The 21,102-nt window shown below is 43.5% G+C and carries 19 protein-coding genes; 8 read left to right on the top strand and 11 right to left on the bottom strand.

What is annotated here, in order from left to right; genetic code table 11:
• Positions 1-69: 69 nt before the first annotated feature.
• On the bottom strand, positions 70-2,523 hold the full coding sequence (locus FSB76_RS15965) for an outer membrane beta-barrel protein (protein ID WP_147054990.1): 2,454 nt from the start codon (positions 2,521-2,523) through the stop codon (positions 70-72).
• 272 nt (positions 2,524-2,795) lie between these two features.
• On the opposite strand from FSB76_RS15965, the gene FSB76_RS15960 reads away from it, so the two are divergent.
• From FSB76_RS15960 to FSB76_RS15950, 3 genes are all read left to right on the top strand, one after another.
• Complete coding sequence (locus tag FSB76_RS15960) at positions 2,796-3,521, top strand: YebC/PmpR family DNA-binding transcriptional regulator (RefSeq protein ID WP_090651649.1); 726 nt, start codon at positions 2,796-2,798, stop codon at positions 3,519-3,521.
• Positions 3,522-3,629: 108 nt separating this feature from the next.
• Positions 3,630-3,845 (top strand): DUF2442 domain-containing protein, encoded by a 216-nt coding sequence (locus FSB76_RS15955; RefSeq protein ID WP_147054988.1) that lies wholly within the window; start codon positions 3,630-3,632, stop codon positions 3,843-3,845.
• Positions 3,846-3,933: 88 nt separating this feature from the next.
• Positions 3,934-4,941: a hypothetical protein gene (locus FSB76_RS15950; RefSeq protein WP_147054986.1), complete on the top strand. Its 1,008-nt coding sequence runs from the start codon at positions 3,934-3,936 to the stop codon at positions 4,939-4,941.
• A 265-nt stretch (positions 4,942-5,206) separates the two neighbouring features.
• On the opposite strand, the gene FSB76_RS15945 is transcribed toward FSB76_RS15950, so the two are convergent.
• Positions 5,207-5,650, bottom strand: a complete 444-nt coding sequence (locus FSB76_RS15945; RefSeq protein WP_147054984.1) for a DUF1569 domain-containing protein — start codon at positions 5,648-5,650, stop codon at positions 5,207-5,209.
• A gap of 497 nt (positions 5,651-6,147) precedes the next feature.
• Between FSB76_RS15945 and radA the strand changes: the two genes are divergently transcribed.
• Positions 6,148-7,617 (top strand): DNA repair protein RadA, encoded by a 1,470-nt coding sequence (gene radA / locus FSB76_RS15940; RefSeq protein WP_147054982.1) that lies wholly within the window; start codon positions 6,148-6,150, stop codon positions 7,615-7,617.
• Between the two features lie 97 nt (positions 7,618-7,714).
• Here the strand turns inward: radA and FSB76_RS15935 are convergent, their stop codons facing one another.
• Entirely contained in the window at positions 7,715-9,091 is a 1,377-nt protein-coding gene (locus tag FSB76_RS15935) for an NHL repeat-containing protein (protein WP_147054980.1), read from the bottom strand.
• A 256-nt stretch (positions 9,092-9,347) separates the two neighbouring features.
• Here FSB76_RS15935 and FSB76_RS15930 point away from each other — a divergent pair, with 256 nt between their 5' ends.
• Positions 9,348-9,812 (top strand): DUF4920 domain-containing protein, encoded by a 465-nt coding sequence (locus FSB76_RS15930; RefSeq protein WP_147054978.1) that lies wholly within the window; start codon positions 9,348-9,350, stop codon positions 9,810-9,812.
• A 20-nt stretch (positions 9,813-9,832) separates the two neighbouring features.
• On the opposite strand, the gene FSB76_RS15925 is transcribed toward FSB76_RS15930, so the two are convergent.
• From FSB76_RS15925 to FSB76_RS15905, 5 genes are all read right to left on the bottom strand, one after another.
• Entirely contained in the window at positions 9,833-10,318 is a 486-nt protein-coding gene (locus FSB76_RS15925; RefSeq protein WP_147054976.1) for a hypothetical protein, read from the bottom strand.
• 110 nt (positions 10,319-10,428) lie between these two features.
• The gene (locus tag FSB76_RS15920) at positions 10,429-11,103 is read right to left on the bottom strand and encodes an acyl carrier protein (protein WP_147054974.1); all 675 of its coding nucleotides are present in this window, start codon (positions 11,101-11,103) and stop codon (positions 10,429-10,431) included.
• Between the two features lie 156 nt (positions 11,104-11,259).
• Positions 11,260-14,076 (bottom strand): carbamoyl-phosphate synthase large subunit, encoded by a 2,817-nt coding sequence (gene carB / locus FSB76_RS15915; RefSeq protein WP_147054972.1) that lies wholly within the window; start codon positions 14,074-14,076, stop codon positions 11,260-11,262.
• A 163-nt stretch (positions 14,077-14,239) separates the two neighbouring features.
• On the bottom strand, positions 14,240-14,959 hold the full coding sequence (locus tag FSB76_RS15910) for a sterol desaturase family protein (RefSeq protein WP_147054970.1): 720 nt from the start codon (positions 14,957-14,959) through the stop codon (positions 14,240-14,242).
• Between the two features lie 73 nt (positions 14,960-15,032).
• Complete coding sequence (locus FSB76_RS15905) at positions 15,033-15,602, bottom strand: Crp/Fnr family transcriptional regulator (RefSeq protein ID WP_147054968.1); 570 nt, start codon at positions 15,600-15,602, stop codon at positions 15,033-15,035.
• A gap of 95 nt (positions 15,603-15,697) precedes the next feature.
• Here FSB76_RS15905 and FSB76_RS15900 point away from each other — a divergent pair, with 95 nt between their 5' ends.
• Entirely contained in the window at positions 15,698-16,228 is a 531-nt protein-coding gene (locus tag FSB76_RS15900) for a hypothetical protein (protein WP_147054966.1), read from the top strand.
• Position 16,229: 1 nt separating this feature from the next.
• On the opposite strand, the gene FSB76_RS15895 is transcribed toward FSB76_RS15900, so the two are convergent.
• The 3 genes from FSB76_RS15895 to panC form a co-directional block, all read right to left on the bottom strand.
• Positions 16,230-17,165, bottom strand: coding sequence for an energy transducer TonB (locus tag FSB76_RS15895; RefSeq protein ID WP_158642908.1), 936 nt, complete (start codon positions 17,163-17,165; stop codon positions 16,230-16,232).
• Positions 17,166-17,230: 65 nt separating this feature from the next.
• Positions 17,231-17,581: an aspartate 1-decarboxylase gene (panD, locus tag FSB76_RS15890; RefSeq protein ID WP_090651607.1), complete on the bottom strand. Its 351-nt coding sequence runs from the start codon at positions 17,579-17,581 to the stop codon at positions 17,231-17,233.
• A gap of 129 nt (positions 17,582-17,710) precedes the next feature.
• On the bottom strand, positions 17,711-18,541 hold the full coding sequence (gene panC, locus FSB76_RS15885) for a pantoate--beta-alanine ligase (RefSeq protein ID WP_147054962.1): 831 nt from the start codon (positions 18,539-18,541) through the stop codon (positions 17,711-17,713).
• Positions 18,542-18,696: 155 nt separating this feature from the next.
• On the opposite strand from panC, the gene FSB76_RS15880 reads away from it, so the two are divergent.
• Together FSB76_RS15880 and FSB76_RS15875 are read left to right on the top strand one after the other, a co-directional pair.
• Positions 18,697-19,521, top strand: coding sequence for a glycogen/starch synthase (locus tag FSB76_RS15880; protein ID WP_147054960.1), 825 nt, complete (start codon positions 18,697-18,699; stop codon positions 19,519-19,521).
• 15 nt (positions 19,522-19,536) lie between these two features.
• Complete coding sequence (locus FSB76_RS15875) at positions 19,537-20,949, top strand: DUF4270 family protein (protein WP_147054959.1); 1,413 nt, start codon at positions 19,537-19,539, stop codon at positions 20,947-20,949.
• The last annotated feature ends 153 nt before the right edge of the window (positions 20,950-21,102 follow it).

Below are 21,102 nucleotides of genomic sequence, written 5' to 3'. Positions count from 1 at the left end.
GTGCGAAATAAACTTTTTAATATTTCTCTTAACTTAATAGCATTGGAAATTCCCAGGCAGACAGACCACTTAATGCGCCCTGCCTTGTTCGCTCTCGGCGCCGCCGGTATCACGTTTTTGGGGTGTGTTGGTTAGCTTACCAAAGCTATAGGTAAATGCAAGTGTGGCTACCCTGGTATCTAAAAAGTTATGAAAGTTTGCATTGGCGCCCACAATATTAGTAATGGTGCCACTTGGCCTGAACGTGTGAAAAATATCGCGCGCATTTAACTTAATAGTACCTTTATTGTTCAATATTTTTTTCTGAATGGCAGCATTAAGCATTCCCTTGGGTAGTACAACAAACTGGCCGTATGTGCCCCCGTTATCATAAAAACCACTTAATTCGGCGCTCCATGTTTTGGATATGGTGAACTGGTTGTTGCCATTGCCCGAAAATGTGTATTGCGATTGATTAAGGTACCCGGTGTAAAACGCCCCCTGGTAAGTATTTTTATAAACCTCGGCATATAAGTTAACCGACCACCATTTGGCCGGCTGAAAGTTGCTGTTGGCCGACAGGTTGATTGTTTTTTGGCGCCCTATGTTACCCTGGGTGCTGATGAACACGTTGTTGCTGTTGTGAATGGTTTCGCCCTGAACATCGGTAGTGTAATTATAGGCAAGCGCAACGGTAAAAAGGCTTTTGAAACTATAGGCCAGCTTATAATTATCGGTAAACTGCGATTTAAGAAAAGGGTTGCCCGAAAAATACGTGAACTTATCTACAAAAAACGTAAACGGATTTAAGCTTCCGTAGCTGGGCCTTCCAATGCGGCGGCCATACGACATAACCAGCACATTGTGGCCGGCTGTATCCAGGTTGTAAGAAAAATACGCCGTTGGGAACAAGTTGGTATAATGTTTAACAAACGATGAATCGGCCTTTTGGGCATTCCCCAACTGATGGCCCGATCCGTTGGTATTCTCGGCCCGCAAGCCGGTTTGTAATGAAAACCGGCCCAGGGTTTTGTTGAAATTAACATAACCTGCATTTATGTTTTCTTTATATAAAAACCGGTTGGTGTTGTTGTAATCAATAGTGCTTACATTATCAACCACGTTAAAATAATTGGCCGCGTTATCTGTACTTACATAGCTGCTTTTAACCCCGGCCTCCAGCTTGGCTTTGCCCTTAAGCGGATGGGCGTAATCGGCCTTTGCCGAGTAAATGTTGATGGTGGATGGCAAATTATCAGTCAGCGTTTGTGAATTTGTTAACGTGCCATCGGGCAAAAAGGTATTGTTTACAAACAGTTGGTTGCTGCCGGCGGCATCGTGGATATAATCCAGGTCGAATGTAAGTGTACGGCCTGTGCTATCAAACTTATGGGTATAGTTTAGGTTTATACCCTTGCTGTCAAACTTATTGGTGGATGTATTCAGGGTATTTATGGTTGAATCCAACCCGCCACTTTTGCCATATAATAAGCTGTATACCGGGCTGCTGTCGTGGTCACGCGATATATCCCCTGTAAATACCAAACCCCATGTAGTTTTTGGCGATGAGTAGAAGTCCATTCCGGCTTTAATATTGGTGTTGTTACCGGAGGGCCTGAAATAGGAGATGTCTTTTAAAGAAGAGGTTCTATCTCCATTGGCGTCAAAATAATCGCGGTCAATTTCCAGCCGTCTGAAAGTTTTTTGCTTGTTATAAGCAAGGTTGGCAAAAATATTAATTTTATCTACCCGATAATTCATGTTGATGCTTTCATCTGTACGGCCATAAAAACCAAGTGCGTAATTTGCCGAAACCACGGCGTTAAATCCCCGGGTGGTATTTTTTTTTGTTTTTATATTAATAACGCCCGCATTTCCCGCGGCATCATATTTGGCCGGCGGGTTATCCATCAGTTCTATCTGGTCTAATGACGATGACGGTAACGAACGCAGGTAAGTTGCAAGGTTTGCAGCCGAAAGATAGGTTGGTTTATCATCAATCATCACCATTACTCCGCTTTTTCCCTTAAAAGTAATATTGCCTTCGGCATCTACCTGTACGCCGGGTGTTTTTGCCAATACCTCTAAAGCGCTGGCTCCTGTGTTTGATATCAATGCACCAACGTTAACCACGGTACGGTCAATTTTTTGTTGTACATATGATTTTTTGGCAGTTATTGCTACCTCATTTAACCTTTTGCCTGCCAGCGATAAAATAAACGGGGGCAAATTAACCGGTTTTTGCTGGTTTACAATCACGGGAATGCTTTGGTAAGTTTTATAACCAATATAAGTAGCCTTAATAAGGTAGGTATTATCCTTTACATTTTTAAATACGAAGCCACCATCCGGGTTAACAAGCTGGGTGCTTACCACGCTTGAATCTTTTGCGGCAAGTAAAATAACGGTTGCGCCATCAAGTGGTTTCTTAGTATCATCTAAAATAAATCCTGAAATTCTGGCACCCGGCGTTTGCGCCTGTACAAAGTTGAATAGTAATAACGTGAATAAGGGCAACAGAAATAATCGTATCGGTTTCATCATAACTATAAGACATAGGCTGCGCTATTATCGTTACATGATTTTGTTTTTTATTTAGGCGGGAGGCCGACAATCCCGGTGGCTCATGCGGTGCTCGGGGTTACATAATGATCCCCTTACAACACAAAAAAGGACACACCCAATTCTGGATTTTTATTCAGCCGTTAAAAAAAACAATATTATATTTGAACCCGCTGTATAACAAGGCATACAACGGGTTCTTTTTTATGGCAGCAGCCGTAAACCATGAACCTTAACAATGAACTAAAAAAGTTATGGGAAGAGCATTTGAATTCCGCAAAGAAAGAAAGTTTAAGCGCTGGGCCAAAATGGCGGTGCAGTTTACCCGTTTAGGGAAAGAAATTGTAATGGCCGTAAAAGCAGGTGGTGGCGATGTAAATACCAACTCGCGCCTGCGTACCGCGGTGCAAAACGCCAAGGCAGTAAATATGCCTAAAGACCGCGTGGAAGCCGCCATAAAACGTGCAAGCAGCCGCGACGAAAAAGATTACGAAGAGCTTGTATATGAAGGCTATGCACCTTATGGCGTTGCTGTTTTGGTTGAAACAGCTACCGATAATACCAACCGTACTGTTGCCAACGTGCGCAGCTATTTTACCAAATATGGCGGCTCGCTGGGGAAAACCGGCTCGTTGGATTTTATTTTCACCCGCAAATCGGTATTTACCTTTGAGCCGGGCGACCGCGACCTGGAAGAATTAGAGTTTGAACTGATTGATGCCGGCCTGGAAGACCTGTTTGTTGAAGCAGATGAAGAAGGAAAGGATATCGGCGTTATCCACACTGCGTTTGAAGATTTTGGAAAAATGCAGAAAGCCCTGGAAGAAGCCGGAGTTGAAGTAAAATCGGCCAAACTGGAGCGCGTACCGCAATCTTTCCACGAAGTAACCGAAGAACAGGTTGTTGATATCATGAAACTGATTGACCGTTTGGAAGAGGACGACGACGTACAGGCGGTGTACCATAATATGGCGGAGTAAGGTTTGATTTGAAAATTTGAGGATTTGAAAATTTGAAGATGGTTTGATAAGGTAATAATTTTCAAATCAATAGCGCTTTTTCATTTTCAAATTCTCAAAATAAAAAACATGCCACTATTCAGTTCACGTAAGGAAGAAAAAAAAGTAAAGGTAAGCTTTGCTAACGGCCTGCTTTTTGTTGAAAAACCCGATGGTAAGCAACAAGCTTTTCCGCTGGAGTGGTTTCCTAAGCTGATGAACGCTACTGATGAAGAACGCGAAGACTGGAAACAAACAGATAAAGGCATCCATTTTAATCAATTGGATGTGGACGTGACTTTATAGAGTCAAGATACAAGAACCAGGAGTCAAGAGTTTTGAATGCGGGCGATTTGTCTTGATTCCTGGCTCTTGATTCTAACATCTAATTCCTATGCTATTCGAAGAGTTTTTTAAAAAGAAAAGAATTGACCTTGCTGCTTTACAAGTGGCCGAGGGATTGTTGTTTTCGGAATTTAAAGACCACTTTGAGCAAATGGGCGAGAAAAGTTTTGACCATAGCAAAAAATACTGGTTTAATAAATTAAGGCGCCGGTTCCCTTTAGCGCCTGAAGTTAAAACCGAACGGGTTCACATTGCCAACCCATTGGCCGAGCAAACTATTACCGAAAGCCTGATAGAGCCCGGCAACACGCCGCCACCTAAAATTGGGTTTACACCAAAATTCAGGGCTACAGCGGTACCACCAAAACCAGTTGACGAAGCAATTGAAGAAACAAAACCCGCAGAAGCATCAACGCCAACAGAAAATACAGCACCCAAACCGGCATTTAAGCCGCGTTTTAACCCGGGCATGGTAAGACCCAAAGCGGCTGAAGGCGCAGGCGCTATTGAACAAAAGCCGGATGTTGCCGATGGAGGAGTTACACCGCCCACAGAAACGCCTGCTACCAAGCCCGCTGGTTTTAAACCACGGTTTAATGCAGCAATGGTAAAACCAAAGCCTACCGAAGAAAGCGAAGCCCCTGCCGATACGCCGGAAGTAAAAGAACAACCAATAGCAGCAGCCCCCGAAACGCCTATTGCCAAGTCAGGCTTTAAGCCACGGTTTAACGCGGCCATGATGAAGCCAAAACCCGTTGAAGGAACTGAGCCCACTGCAGAAAAACCGGAAGAAAAAGAAGAAATGCCTGTTGAACCCACGGCAACACCCGCTGCAAAGCCGGGATTTAAGCCCCGTTTCAACGCGGCCATGATGAAGCCGAAACCAATTGCAGAAGAGGAGGCAACCCCAGCACCGGAAGTGCCCGCCGGGCCAGTTACACCATCACAACCCGAAGCAAGCGCCGATGAACCCACCCAGGAAACGCCGGCCGCAAAACCTGCCTACAAGCCCAAATTCAATATAAAAACCCTGCCAAAGAAACCGGAGCAGGAATAATATACCCTAAAAAGTTGCCCCGAGTCGTAAGGATTCCCAAAGTTGACAAGGGGAAATACATTGTAAAGAAGACTGTCATACTGAGTTGTAAAATTTCGTGAAATTCTGAAGGGGGAATGACATACAATAAGAGAACTGTCATCCTGAACGTAGTGAAGGATCTATTCGCGAACTTTTCTATCGGTCGTGCACGGCTGATAGATCCTTCGTACCTCAGGAAAGCCGCCGGATACCCGCCAGTACACAAGTCATCGGGAAACAACGTTTATGCGCCAAACTGCCTCAAATGATGATCAATGTGTTTGTAGGCAAAGCAGCCTATTTGCTCTTTGGTCATTTTGCCAAAAAAAGGGTGTACAAAATTGTGATTGGCAAAATTTTCTTCCTCATGTATCAGTTCTATCCATTTGGCTTTTTCGGCCTCCACGTCGCCCGTGCCGGTAATGTTAAACCCGGGCACAGTAGGCATGTTTTTTTTGACAGGGCTATCGTCTTTTAGCATGCCTTTCAAGGCCATTTTGCCAAACAGCTTCCCAATGAACGATTGTTTGTACATAGTTTTACCCAATACCATTTCTTCCCATAGGCTGCAATGTTTCAGCATCTGGTAAACGGTCATTTTGCCCCATTGAGCGGTGCTGCTTTCGTTGAGGGTGCCTATACGGTCAATAATTTCGGCACGGGTGGCTTTGTCAAAAATGGTTTTCATGGATGGGTAAGCGGTGTTTTTAGGTTGGTTTAAAAATAGTTAATTATTTGTGATGATAACGGCTACTCCCGGTTATCATTTTGTCCAAAAACAAAGCTATAAGATAAATACCATTGCCGCTAGCCCGGTTTATGACAAATTAAGGGTATAATGCGACAAAGTCATTAAAGCCTCTTTAACTGGCATTATCCCGATGTTATATTCTTTGGAAGCTGTATGTTTTTTATAGGGGAAATAGTTAGGGCATCACTATCCGTTTTTTCCTGGATTATTGCTTACATGGGGCAGCTATTTACCAGCCAGTCTACGGTATGTTAAACAGTTCTTTGCTAAATCGTTTTTAATTACATACGTATTCGCGGGTCTAAAATAAAGAGCGCCAACAATAATTACTAAATAAATTAGCAAACAAGTAAACTTATTGGCATATTTGTATATACAATGCAAATTGCATCATCTGCATATCTGAAATTTAAAATCTGCATATCTGAATCTCCATGGCCAAAACTAAAATTGCCTATTTCTGCCAAAGCTGCGGCTTCGAATCGCCCAAATGGTTGGGCAAATGCCCATCGTGCCAGCAATGGAATACTTTTGTAGAAGAAATTATAGAAAAGGGCAACGCCAGCAATGCTGTACCCACCTGGAAGGTAACATCCAATACCCAGCAACGCGCCAACAAGCCCGTGCAGGTAGCAGATATTACTTTTAACGAAGAAGACAGGGTACTTACGCCGGATAAGGAATTTAACCGTGTTTTGGGGGGTGGTATAGTAGCTGGTTCGCTGGTGCTTATTGGCGGAGAGCCTGGTATAGGTAAATCAACCCTAATGCTGCAACTGGCGCTAAATATGCCGAAACTGAAGGTGCTTTATGTATCGGGCGAGGAAAGTGAAAGGCAGATTAAGATGAGAGCGGAAAGATTAGCCCCCGACGGGGGAAATGCTAAAAATCAAATTCTGAATTCTAAATCCGAAATCGAACATCCGAAATCCGAAATCGGAGGCTCCTGCTATGTACTTTGCGAAACATCTACCCAAAACATATTTAAGCAAATAGAGGCGCTGGAGCCCGATTTGGTGGTGATAGATTCTATCCAAACCCTGCATTCATCGCACATTGAATCCACCCCGGGGAGCGTATCGCAGGTACGGGAGTGTACCGCCGAAATGCTGCGCTTTGCCAAAGAAACCTCGACCCCGGTATTCCTGATAGGGCATATTACCAAAGACGGCGCAATTGCCGGCCCTAAAATACTGGAACACATGGTTGATACAGTGCTGCAATTTGAAGGCGACAGGCACCATGTTTACCGCATCCTGCGCACGATAAAAAACCGTTTTGGCTCGGCATCTGAGTTGGGCATTTACGAAATGATGGGCGAAGGGCTGCGGGAAGTATCCAACCCTTCCGAGATCCTGCTATCGCACCGCGACGAACCGCTGAGCGGCATCACCATATCGGCCACTTTAGAGGGCATGAGGCCCATGCTGATAGAAACCCAGGCATTGGTAAGCGCATCAGCCTACGGTACCCCGCAACGTACGGCGACGGGCTTTGATACCAAACGGATGAGCATGCTGCTGGCTGTACTGGAAAAACGCTGTGGCTTCAGGCTTGCGGCTAAAGATGTGTTCCTGAATATTACGGGCGGTATCAGGGTAGAAGATCCGGCTATCGATCTGGGCCTGGCTGCGGCCATTATATCGTCTCATGAAGATATGCCTATCCCCTTTAAAACCTGTTTTGCCGGCGAAATTGGCCTGTCGGGTGAGATAAGGGCCGTTAACCGTGTAGAGCAACGCATTGCCGAGGCACAAAAACTGGGCTTTAACCAGATATTTATCTCTAAGTATAACCTCCCATCCGGCGGACAGGATAAAAAGCGCATGGACCTATCCCGCTACGATATCGATATTAAAATAGTAAGCAGCATCGAAGAGGTATTTGGGCAATTGTTTGGGTGAAAGGTGAATCAACCTTGCTTCGCTGGTTGATTCACATCATTGAGGCATACCGCAAACGCAGCTACCTTTTACCTTTCGCCTTTATCCTTTCACCTATCTATAAAGCAGGCAATACAATTTTACGGATACGATTGTTGCCCGAGTCGGTTACGTATAGGTTGCCGCTTGCATCTGCAGCTACGCCCTGTGGCGATGCAAACAAGGCACTTGTACCGCTACCTTCGGCAAAGCCCGCCGTGGCGCTAAGGCCGGCCAATGGTAATAAAACCTTATCGGTAGTAATTTCAAATACACGGCCGGTTTGGTCGGCAATAAAAAGGTTCCCTTTGGCATCAAATGTTAATGCCACTGGCGAACCAATAACCTTGTGTTTTGGATCGCCAAGGTAGGTACTCACTACACCAGCAGCTGTTATTTTGCGGATGGAATAGTTTAGCGCGTCGGCCACATAAATATCGCCGGCCGCATTTATAGCCAGGCCCGATGGCTTGTTAAATGAGGCGCTGGTAGCGGTAGTATTATTAACCCAGGCTGCTCCCCTGTTGCCGGCAAATGTTGTTACCACACCAGCCGGTGTAACCTTGCGGATCAGGTTATTCCCCCTGTCGGCTACGTAAAGGTTACCAGAGCCGTCAATCACAATACCGCGGGGGTTGTTAAATGTGGCAGCTGCACCTGTTCCGTCGTCATAACCTGCGGTTCCGCTGCCTGCCAGGGTGCTTACCACACCGGCCGGAGTTATTTTGCGGATAATGTTGTTGCTGAAATCGGCTACATAAATGTTACCCGCGGCATCAGTTACCAAACTTTGCGGTGCATAAAAACGGGCATCGGCTAATGAGCCGTCTATGTATCCAATAGTTCCGTTACCGGTTAATGTGTTTACCGTACCGCCGGTAGTAACTGTTCTGATGGCGCTATTGAAAGCATCGGCAATATAAATGGTACCTGTACTGCCGATGGTGATACCTTGCGGACTGTAAAAAGACGCAGCATCACCTGTAGCATCAACAAAGCCGGCAATACTATTACCGGCAAATGTGGTCACGGTGCCTACCTTCGATGTCAAATCGGCGCCGGTAGTAAATTCCACAACTTTACCATAGCCGGTACCAACAGAATTGGTGGCATAGGCACGTACATAATATTTGGTGTTAATTTTTAAGCCTTTCATTTTACTGGCATAGCTTAAATAGTTAACAGAATCGGCAGTTTTTGAATCGGCTGTAGTTGGGGTTGGGTTTGTTGCACTCCAGCACACGCCATAGGTTGATACGGCATAAGTAAGCGCTTCGGTAATAAAACCACCGCTATGGGCGCTGGTATCGGCAGCATCTTTAACCACATCAGTGGTGGATATAACAGGCACTACGCCAGGAGTAGGATTATTGCTTTTAACACACCCTGCCTGGGTTAAAGCAATAGTAAACACTACTGCCGCAAACAGGATGGAATTAGTAAGATTTTTGTTCATTTGAAGTAATATGAATTAATGAGCACGGTATTATCAGCTGTAAAAATAAACAACTTGACAAAGCTTATTACCTAAAACGAATATTTTAACATTCATTAACACTTAAATAAAAGCCGGTTACAAATTGAATAAAAATAAATGAGTTTAAAGTGAATATAATACGGCCAATAACCACAAAATGTAACAGTAATAGGCCCTTAAAGTAAATATGCAACATTTTACAGGCTATGGTGTTATGTAAAAACAAGCTATAAGTATGAAAATACCCACATTATTAATTGCGATACTAATGCCTGCGATGGTATTTGCCCAAAAGCACATACCCCTACCCCATGGTATGGTTTACGGCCAAAAGCCAGATACCATTGCCATGATGCCTGCTAATAAGCTGGAAGAATTTATGGGCAAAAAGACCAGGATAAGCACCACCATTGAGGGTAAGATTATAAAAGTGACCAAAGAAAAAGGCGGCTGGTTTGATGTAGACGCGGGTGGCGGCAAAATAATGGCAGCTCACTTTAAAAATTACAATGTTATACTACCTGCCCAGTTAGCTGGCCGTACCGTAATTATGGAAGGCGTTGCCGAAAAAATGTTTATTGCCGATGACCTGCAACACCTGGCGGGCGATACAGTAAGCGGTAAAAAGCAGCACAAGGTAAAAACCGATCCTAAGCGGGCGGTTACGTTTGAGGTAAAGGGGCTAATGGTTGATAAATAGCCTTGCCGGCTTTGCGCTTATTACTTTAGCCTTGTAAACGAATAACTGTAAATAAGCCGCATACCGAAAATGCTTAACGATCTGTTGTTATTGTTTTTGATATCGGCGTGAAAGTTTAAATCGATAGTTTGATGTGTTGTGGTCATCACCATATATCCTATACCAGCTGTGCCACCACCCCCTGTCTCGCTAAACACCTCGCCTTCGGCATTCACAAAGCCACCGGCATGCAGGTATAATTGAGGAGTAACGTATATCCTGGCTACAAGACTGGCATATGCCAGGTAAGGCGCCTCGATACCAACGGATGGTGTAATGCTCAAAAAGTTATTTAATCTTAACTCGCCCTGACCTACAATTCCATAGCCGGGCATGTTTTCTTTGGAGTAGCTTAATGCCCCACCGCCTCCAATAGCAAATTTAGCCTGGGCTTTGGCGCCATGTACAGTAAAAATGAGGCAACAGGATGCAAGGATGGACGTTAAGGCTTTGCAGGCAGCGTTCATAAGGTAGTTGTATTAAAACAACAAAAGCCCCTTAATGCCGGGGGCTTTCATCATGTTATTACAATAACGTAAAAAACAAAAAATACTTATGTCGCTAATTAAATTTAGCGTTATGAGTTTATACCAGTGGTTAGGTGCAGTTCGTTAGTAAAAAGGTCTTTTACTTTTTGTGCTACTTCGGCGCGGTTCACTGTTGCAGCATCGCGCCTGCATTTAAGGTAATGTTCCCTTGCCACTTTTTCGGCCAGGTCACCCAGGGTTTTTACTTTCAGTTCTTTTCCAAACCTGCCAGCAAGGGCAAATCCCGAAAGAGCAATTGCCAGGCCAAAAGCGGCTATTACAGGCTGAAAGAAAAAGCCGGCCAAGGATGCCGCCAATATAAAGGCAAAAGCGGCAATTACACCTTGTTTGGGCTGCAGTAAATTAAGCTGAAAACCCATTTCCCGTTCAATCTCATTAATAACTACGATACGGTTATCGCGCGGAAAAATGTCTTCGAGCCGGGTTTGGGGTTTTACCAATTCCCTTGGGGCGGTAATGGTGCAGTTAATGGCATTCCTGATTTTGTAAAATGCCTGTTGAGTGGTGCAGCTTTCGTTGTTTACATGTTTTATCTTTTCAACAACAATATCGCAAAGTTTACCGAAGGTTTTTACATCCCGTACAGATGTATCTTCGAAACTGATATTAAATGATCTTTCAATTTTTACAAGAACGTCACCTAAATCATCAGGATCAACACTATTAAGGTTGAATGCCTGGTTATTATTTAAATTAACTTTCAAACTATAGCAACTAAATTTAACCATAAATTGCCTGTAACCGGGGCTACAGGCAATTGTTATTAGCTATTAAACACTGTCAAGTCTTAAGTTCTGAGCCTCAAGTCTTAAGTCCGATTTATTACTTCTAACTTTGGACTTAATACTTTGGACTACAAACTACCGGCTCAGGTACATCGATTTCTCTTTGTACAGGTGACGGAAATATGGGTCTTGCAGGTTAGGGATAAAGCGTATCGCCTCTCCTGTCGATTTCATTTCAGGGCCTAATTCCTTGTTTACTTCAGGGAATTTATCAAAAGAGAACACCGGCTCTTTGATGGCATAGCCCCAAAGTTTGCGTTCGATGGTGAAGTCTTTTAATTTATTTACACCCAGCATTACTTTAGCTGCTATGTTGATGTAAGGTACATCGTAAGCTTTAGCTATAAACGGCACCGTACGTGATGCGCGCGGGTTGGCTTCAATCACATACACCTGGTCGTTTTTAATGGCGAACTGGATATTTAATAATCCGCGCACATTTAACGCCCTGGCAATTTTCTCTGTATACTCTTCCATCTGGCTGATCACATTGTCCGACAGATCGAACGGAGGCAATACCGCGAACGAGTCGCCTGAGTGGATACCAGCCGGCTCGATATGTTCCATCATACCAACAATGTGCACATCGTCGCCATCGCTTATCGAGTCAGACTCGGCCTCGGCAGCACGGTCAAGGAAGTGGTCGATCAGTACGCGGTTGCCTGGCAGGTTTTTAAGCAAGCTCACAACAGCTTTCTCTAAATCCTCGTCATTAATCACAATGCTCATGCCCTGACCGCCTAATACGTAGCTTGGACGAACCAAAACCGGGTAACCTACATGATGTGCAACCTCAAGAGCTTCTTCAGCGCTTTCAGCAACACCATATTTGGGGTAAGGAATATCTAAATCTTTTAACAGATCGCTAAAACGGCCACGGTCTTCGGCAATATCCATATCGTTGAAGGATGTGCCTATGATTTTGATGCCATGCTGGTGCATTTTTTCGGCCATTTTAAGAGCGGTTTGGCCACCCAACTGAACAATTACACCGTAAGGTTTTTCAAGTTCAATAATCTCGCGAACGTGCTCCCAGTAAACCGGCTCAAAGTACAGTTTATCGGCCATGTTAAAGTCGGTTGAAACCGTTTCAGGGTTACAGTTAACCATGATGGCTTCAAAGCCCGATTCTTTAGCGGCTAATAACCCGTGAACGCAGCTGTAGTCGAACTCGATACCCTGGCCAATGCGGTTAGGGCCCGATCCTAATACGATGATCTTCTTTTTATCAGACGATACAGATTCGTTCTCGCCTTCGTAAGTGGAGTAGTAGTAAGGTGTTTTAGCAGGGAACTCGGCAGCGCAGGTATCAACCATTTTGTACACGCGTTTGATGCCTAATGCCTTGCGGCGCTGGTATACATCTTCCTCGGTAACGTTACCTAAAATGTAGGCTATCTGTGTATCCGAGAAGCCTTTTTGTTTTAGGGTGAACAGGAAGTCCTCAGGGATATTGTTCAGTGAGTAGCGGCGCAGTTCGTTCTCTAAGTTAACCACATCCATAATCTGGTTCAGGAACCAGCGATCGATCTTGGTTACTTTACGTACAGATTCAATTGGTACACCAAGGCTCAACGCATCGTAAATATGGAATAACCTGTCCCAGCTTGGGTGTTCCAGGCTGTACATAATTTCTTCCAGGTTGCGGCTTTGGCGGCCATCGGCGCCTAAACCTGCCCGGCCTATCTCTAAACTCTGACAGGCTTTTTGCAAAGCCTCAATAAAGCTGCGGCCAATACCCATTACCTCGCCTACCGATTTCATTTGCAGGCCAAGCTCACGGTTGGCGCCTTTGAATTTATCAAAGTTCCAGCGAGGTATTTTTACAATCACATAGTCCAAAGTAGGCTCAAAATAGGCCGAAGTTGTTTTTGTGATCTGGTTTTCTATTTCATCAAGGTTATAACCTATGGCCAGCTTAGCAGCAATTTTAGCGATTGGGTAACCGGTTGCTTTAGATGCCAATGCCGATGAGCGCGAAACGCGTGGGTTAATTTCGATGGCAATGATGGCTTCATCGGCAGGGTTAACCGAAAACTGTACGTTACAGCCACCTGCAAAGTTACCAATGGCACGCATCATTTTGATGGCCTGATTACGCATTTCCTGGTAACAACGGTCGCTTAGAGTCATGGCCGGTGCCACGGTAATCGAGTCGCCGGTATGGATACCCATTGGGTCGAAGTTTTCGATAGAACAGATGATAATCACGTTATCGTTGTTATCGCGCAACAACTCCAACTCATACTCTTTCCAGCCTAAAACCGCTTGCTCAACCAAAACCTCGTGGGTTGGCGATGCCTGCAGGCCACGGCTTAAAGCGGCATCAAAATCCTCTTTTTTATGTACAAAGCCTGCGCCTTTACCGCCAAGTGTATAGCTTGGGCGGATAACCAGCGGGAAACCAATTTCCTGGGCAGCTTCTTTACCTTCTAAAAACGAATTGGCAATTTTTGAAGTTGCAACACCTACACCAATATCAACCATCAACTGGCGAAAAGCTTCGCGGTTTTCGGTTTTTTCGATGGCGGCGATATCCACACCAACAATTTTAACACCGTATTTTTTCCATATCCCTTGTTCATCTGCCTCGATACAAAGGTTTAACGCGGTTTGGCCACCCATGGTAGGCAATACAGCGTCGATCTTTTGTTCGATGAGTATCTGTTCGATACTGGCAGGTGTTAAGGGCAACAGGTACACATGATCGGCAATAACTTTATCCGTCATGATAGTGGCGGGGTTACTGTTGATAATGGAAACGGAAATGCCTTCGTCTTTAAGGGAAAGGGCGGCTTGCGAGCCGGCGTAATCAAATTCGCAGGCCTGGCCAATAATGATGGGGCCAGAGCCGATGATCAGAACGGATTTGATGGAATTATCTTTGGGCATAGGGCTTTTTTTTAAATCAAAAGTTCTAAGTCAAAAGTTACCGGACATTGCGGCCGGCAAACGATTTTTCCTATGCACTGAAGGCGAGAAATCCCGACCTCAGTGTCGGGGTGCAAAGATAGAGTTTTGACCGACACAATTAATGTTTTTTTTGAATTAATATTTATATTTTATGTACGTCCTTAAATTTCAGCATTTCGGTGAGTTTTAGCTCCTTGTCGGTATCAAATCCGCATGATGTTGTAAAGTTTCGCGGATTGCTGTAGGTGCCAAATAACATATCCCACCAAACAATATCGCCATAATTATTACTGTGTTTTTCGTACTCGTGATGTATGCGGTGCATTTCGGGCCGTTGAAAAATATAGCCTATCCATTTTGGTGTTTTTATATTGGTATGATAAAAAAATTCGCCCAGGGCTGTGCATAGGGTATAAATAGCCCCGGCTTCGGGATTTAAGCCAAGCAGGGTGTACACCAGTAAACTGCCAATTACGGAGTTAACCATCATTTCGAGCGGGTGTTTATAAAAGGATGTAATTACTTCAATGCGTTGCGCGCTGTGGTGTATCTGATGAAAATGCCGCCATAAAAAATCACTCTGATGGCGCCACCTGTGCCACCAATAAAATATGAAAGTTGCTATAAAGTAAGCCACCACTCCGCCAAGCCAATTAGGCATATGGCGCGACAGAAAGAAAAGAGAATAGCCTGACAGCCATTTTTCCCAGCTATAACCGGCAATAACTACAATGAGTAACTGTACAAAATTGATAGCAAGCACTCTGATGGTCCAGGTAGGCACCTGAGGGAGTTTCCACCCCGGCGAAAGCTTTTCAATGAGGAAACAAACGGCGAAACAAATGAAGATGATATAAAGCATGGTTTTATGTTTTTGATTAAATCAAATCTCGGTGCCAGGCCGGTCAATAAGTTTTGACTTATATCAAAAAACGTTACCCTTTAGCTCTTATCCTACTTAAGGTTTCCTGTTTAATACTTAAAAATGATGCTATTTGCCCCAGGGATGCTTTCTGAAGAATGTCGGGATAGGAGGATAACAGGTTTTCATAGCGCTGTTTTGCGGTAAGTGTTTGCAGGTTAATGACGCGCTCTTCGCTGCGGATGTAGTATTGCTCGGTAATTAGTCGGCCGGTTAAATTAAACTCCGGATGATTTTTATAAATACTTTGCAGTTGATCCCAATTAATGGACTGCAATATGCTATCTTCCAACACCTGGATATTTTCGAACGATGGCTTCCTGGAAAAGAAACTATAAACCGATACTATAATTTCGCCCTTTCCCATAAACCAGCTGGTAAATTCGCTTTCCCCTTTGTGGTAGTAGGCCCTGGTAAAGCCTTGTTTTACAAAATAAATTCGCTGCGACACCTGTCCTGCTTTTAACAGGATGGATTTCTTAGCATAATGGTCTTCAACCAGATATGACTCAAGCTGGCTTTTTATCTGCGGTGTTAGGATATTTATATTATTAAGTACTTGCAATAAACCATTTGTTTCCATAAAATCTTAATATATTTATACAAGGTATAAATTACCTATAAAACCAATTAAACTTGTAATTGTAGTAATGTACAATTACCTTACAGCGATAAATTATGATGAAGAAACATACATTTTTTCTGTTTGCCGCTATTTTCCTGTTCGGAAGCTGTGGTATGCTGCAGTCAATCATGAAATCTACGTTCCCTTATACGGCTAACCTGGTAATTCCGGCATCATCATCGATCGATCAGCCGCATACCGCCATAAGTACGGCCAACAGCTTCGACCAGGATTTCACCAAAGATGGCAATAATGCAAACCGGATAAGTGAAGTTCGTATTATATCGGCAAAGCTGCAGTCAAAAGATCCATCGGATTATAATATTGGCAATATTGCTGCTTTAAGGATATATATGGCCAAAGCCGATGGCAGCGATGAGGTATTAGTAGCCATCCGTAAAGATATTACTGCCAACGTTGGCAACAGTGTGGTACTGGATATAGATAATTCGCATTTTTTGGACGAGATTGTAAGGGAACCAAGCGTGCGCATCAGGATGGTTTACCTGTTACGTAAAGCCGTTAACACCGATGTAGAACTGAAAGTATCATTAAGCATAGGCGCCGAACCTCGGGAACGATAATTTAATAGCCTTGCAATGCAAAAGCAACCGGCACCGAATACAAAACCCTTACAGGCGATCCAAAACGCATACCAGGTATCCACTTCGGCGAAGCATTTAATACCCTTACAGCTTCTGCATCAAGTTCCTGGCTAACAGATTTTACAACTTTAACCTCGGTAACCTGCCCGTCTTTTTCAACAACAAAGGTTAAAACTACACGGCCCTGTATATTATTTTGCCTTGCGTAGGTGGGGTATTCAATATGATTGGAAAGGTACCTGCCAAAGCCCTGTACCCCGCCTTTAAACTGCGGTGGCACACTCCTTGTTTTGGTATAGGTATTAACCTTGCCATCATCTAATGTAGCAGTGCCTGAAATAAGTTGGCCGTTACTATAGTTCTCTTCAAAACGAGTATGGATATCATCAAAACGGCCTTTCCAAAGCCCTTCCCGTTTGCCATTTTTAATTTCGCCCTCTTCAGTTACTTTTTTGAAATTATCATTATATCCAATATAATGCCCATTGCCGTTTGTTACCAGCGGCGTTCCCAATGAATCGAGACAATCTGTTAATAAGTAGTTACCGTCAAAATCATTATAAGGGCTATCGTTATCAGGAAACTCCCTGCCAAGGTATAACTTGCCGTTTGGGAAATAATCATAGGCGCTACCAATCACTTTGCCTTTTTTGTAGGTGCGTACAGATTCTTTATTGCTATTTTTAAAATACGTTACACACTGGCCCTCAAGTGTTACCGGATCGATGGTAGAGGTTTTACCCAACGTCTTAATTTTCCCGTTAAGGTAGTACTCCAATACGTTGAAAAAAACAGTCCCTGAATCGGGCTCGCGAATGATCCTGATGTAATCGGCGCTGTCGCGAACATCAACATGTTTGCCGTTGTTTTTCAAAAAATAAACATTCTGGCGCTGGGCAAAGCACAGCGATGCCATAAGAAGAAAGGTAAAGGTTAAAGGTAATTTCATTAGTAAACCAGGGGCTTTAAAACCGCGCTAATTTACTTTATTAATTTATTATCGGCATCAGGAAATACCAATATGGGTTCATATTTTCGCGCTTCGTCGCGCTCCATATAAGCGTATGACATAATGATAACCACATCGCCAACCTGGGCCAGCCTGGCGGTAGCACCATTTAAGCAAACCGTGCCGCTGCCGCGCTCACCTTTTATAACATAAGTTTCAAAACGCGCGCCGTTATTGTTATTCACTATCTGAACTTTTTCGTTCGGAATAATATCGGCTGCTTCAATCAGGTCTTCGTCAATTGTAATACTGCCCACATAATTCAGCTCCGCCTGCGTAACCTTCACCCTGTGAATTTTGGACTTCAATATCTCAATAATCATGGCGCAAAGTTATAAACTTTTTTGTTCATGGGTCATAGTTGATGGTTCATGGCCAAAAAGATTACAATTAATTCATAGTCAACACCTAATAAACAACCTGTACCATGATGATGAACCATCAACTATGAACTAAAGCATCAACATATTATCTATCAATCTTGTTTTACCCGCCCGGGCTGCTACCAGGGCTACTATATTTTTAGTGGCAGCGGTGACCGGCAACAATGTGCTGCCATCAACAATTGCAAAATATTCAAGGCTAATTTCCGGCTCAGCACCTATCATCTGTTCGGCTTGCTGCTGAAGTTGCGGGATATTTTCTTTATCGAAATTGCTTTTAACCCAGTTTAATGTTTTTGATAAGATGAGGGCGTGCTGCCTGTCGTCGGCGGTTAAGTGAATATTCCTCGAGCTCATGGCCAGGCCATCGGCATCGCGCAAAATGGGGCACATCACAAGCTTTACGGGCATGCTTAATAAATTAACCATTTTGCTTATCACCATAAACTGCTGGTAGTCTTTCTGCCCAAAAAATGCGATGTCGGGCGTTACGATGTTGAACAGTTTATTTACCACCTGCATAACACCCTGGTAATGTCCGGGCCGGAATTTGCCTTCCAGTAAGTGCTCCAGGTTGCCTATGTCTAAATGCCATTTCTCATTATCATCATACATCTCATCAACCGCCGGGTTAAACAATATATCGCAGCCCGCCTGCTCCAGCATTGCAATATCCGCAGCAATGGGCCGGGGGTACTTTTCAAGGTCTTTTGGATCGTTAAACTGGGTGGGGTTTACAAAAATACTGCAAACCACTTCGGTGCTAATTTGCTGAGCCTGTTTAATTAACGATAAGTGGCCATTGTGCAGCGCACCCATTGTAGGAACAAAGCCAACAGTTTTGTTGGTTTTGTTGGCAAAGTACTGGGTTACCTGTTGCCTGGTAGTAAATATCTTCAATGTAGTTTGAATTACAAAATTTGGTAAAGGTGTGCATTTACGCAAAAAATACCAAAAGTTACTTGCACAATTCGTTGACAGTTCATATAATAATGATTATATTTGCAAACTCAAATTTTTTGACTTCTTTACATATTTTTAATACTGATTAAGTGATGGGTAAATCTAAGCTATTGTTTATAACTCATGAAATGTCTCCTTTCCTTGAACTCACAAAAATTGCTGAAATAACACGCCAACTTCCGCAGGCAATGCAGGAGAAGGGATTCGAGATCCGGATCCTGATGCCGCGTTTTGGCAATATTAACGAGCGCAGGAACAGACTTCATGAAGTTATCCGTTTATCGGGTATGAATATTATTATCAACGATAATGATAACCCGCTGATCATTAAGGTAGCATCTATCCCGGCAGCACGTATGCAGGTGTATTTTTTAGATAATGAAGAATATTTTCAGCGTAAACATGTGTTTGGTGATAAGGACGGCAAGTTTTATGCCGATAATGACGAGCGTATGATCTTCTTTTGCAAAGGTGCATTGGAAACGGTTAAAAAATTAGGATGGGCTCCAGACATCATCCATTGCCATGGATGGTTAAGCGCCCTGGTGCCTGCATATTTAAAAACTACTTACAAAGACGACCCGACTTTCAAGCATTCAAAAATCATTTATTCGATTTACGAAAACGACTTTAATGATAAGCTTGGTGCCGATTTTGCCCAAAAAGCAATCATGAGCAACATGACTGAGGTTCACGTTGACGCTTACAAAGAGGGCACTAACACTGCACTTTATGCCGGCGCAATCCAGTACTCAGACGGGATTGTTTTGGGCAGCGAGAATATCGACGCAGATGTGTTAAATAATGTTAAAAACAGCAATAAATCGGTTTTAGAATTTGATTCTACCGCAGATTTCGAAAATTATTACAATTTTTACGACGAAATTACCAACGACGAATTGGTGCATGTTGCATAAGACTTAATATTATATATGAAATTTTTCAGATTAGACTTATTGACCCTGTTAATAAGTCTTTTTATTTTCAATAGCTGTAAGCGCCAGGAGGGCATAGGTTTAGGCGTAGATACATCATCCCAGGTAAGCGGCACTTTGCTTGTTGATACTACCGTTACCATCAACACTGTTGACGAAGATACTGTAACCGTAGTTACATCGGGATTAACCAAAACACCACTTGGCGAGTTTGTTGACCCAATTTTTGGCACAACAAAAACAAATGTGGCATTAGGCATTCAATTACCAACAGCTCCGTATACTGTTCCTGCAGGCACGCTTACTATAGATTCGGCTGTGCTGGTATTGGGCTATGCCGATGGCTTTTATGGCGATTCAGTAGTTTCACGATATAAAGTTAACGTATATCAGCTACAAGATAAACCCACTAACCAAACCTATTATGGCACCAAACGCTGGGCGAGCCAGGCTACTGTATTGGCAACTAAAACCTTTACTGCCAACACCCATGATAGCTTAACTATTGCCCGCATACGTAAGGACACCATTGATACCGTGCAAAGGGTTGCGCCGCAGTTACGTATACCTTTTAGCAAGCAGTTTATTTATGATAACCTTTTTAATGCCACTGGTACAGCGTTAGCTTCTGACGCGGCTTTCCAGGATTTGGTTAAGGGCTTATATTTAACGCTGGCCAGGGTACAATCTTCAAACGCGGGTGGTACATTACAATTAAATCTTTCGTCTACACGGTCGCACCTTGACGTATTTTACAAGGCCAAGAATGACACAACAACAGATACTGCAAGTGTATCGTTAACCTTCCCGATTCACGCAGCCGAAATAAGACATCAATATAGCCAGGCTATAACAAAGGCCAAAACCGCAACTGCTGGTGTAACCAGCCAAACTACAGTTTACCTGCAAGGGTTGGGCGCATTGCGTGCCAAAGTTGGGTTCCCGGGTTTAAGTAAGCTTAACCCCGATTCAATTGTGTTAAACCGCGCCGAGTTAATTATAACACCTGTGCAGGGCTCAGGTATTCCGTATCCGTCGTTGCCTAAATTGGCCATGTATCAATTAGATATCGCCAACCAGCGTATTTTGATACAGGATGCATCGTCATCAAACGCGCTTTACCAGGCGGGGGTATTTGGCGGTTTTTATACCCGCACAACCAAAGAACCTATAAAAGCCTACCGGTTTGTAATTACAAGCTACATCCAGGATTTGATCCGTAAAAAGACAATAGATTATGGCACTTACGTAGCCCCTATTGATACCAGCGAAGTAAACTCAACCACTGGCGCAGGGCTTATATCTCCAAGCGCGCAAATTGCCGGCCGCACAATATTGATTGGCAGCGATAAAAATTCGCCTTACCGTATCAAACTGAATATTTTTTATACCAAGATACCCAAGCTGTAAAGGCTCAATTAAAATAAAAAGAATCTCCGCTTAGGGGATTTTTTTGTTTAAGCCCAAAACACTTCTTAAAATTAATTTTTAAGTAAGTAAAAACCTTTCCATTTTCTGAAATAATTAAAATAATAAGCTATGAAGTGTGTTATATAGCTGATT

Origin of the sequence: Mucilaginibacter ginsenosidivorax (genome assembly GCF_007971525.1) — a bacterium.
In the GTDB taxonomy this organism is placed as follows: domain Bacteria; phylum Bacteroidota; class Bacteroidia; order Sphingobacteriales; family Sphingobacteriaceae; genus Mucilaginibacter; species Mucilaginibacter ginsenosidivorax.
Note: the sequence above shows the minus strand (reverse complement) of the source record. Positions and strands in the feature narration are given on the sequence as shown.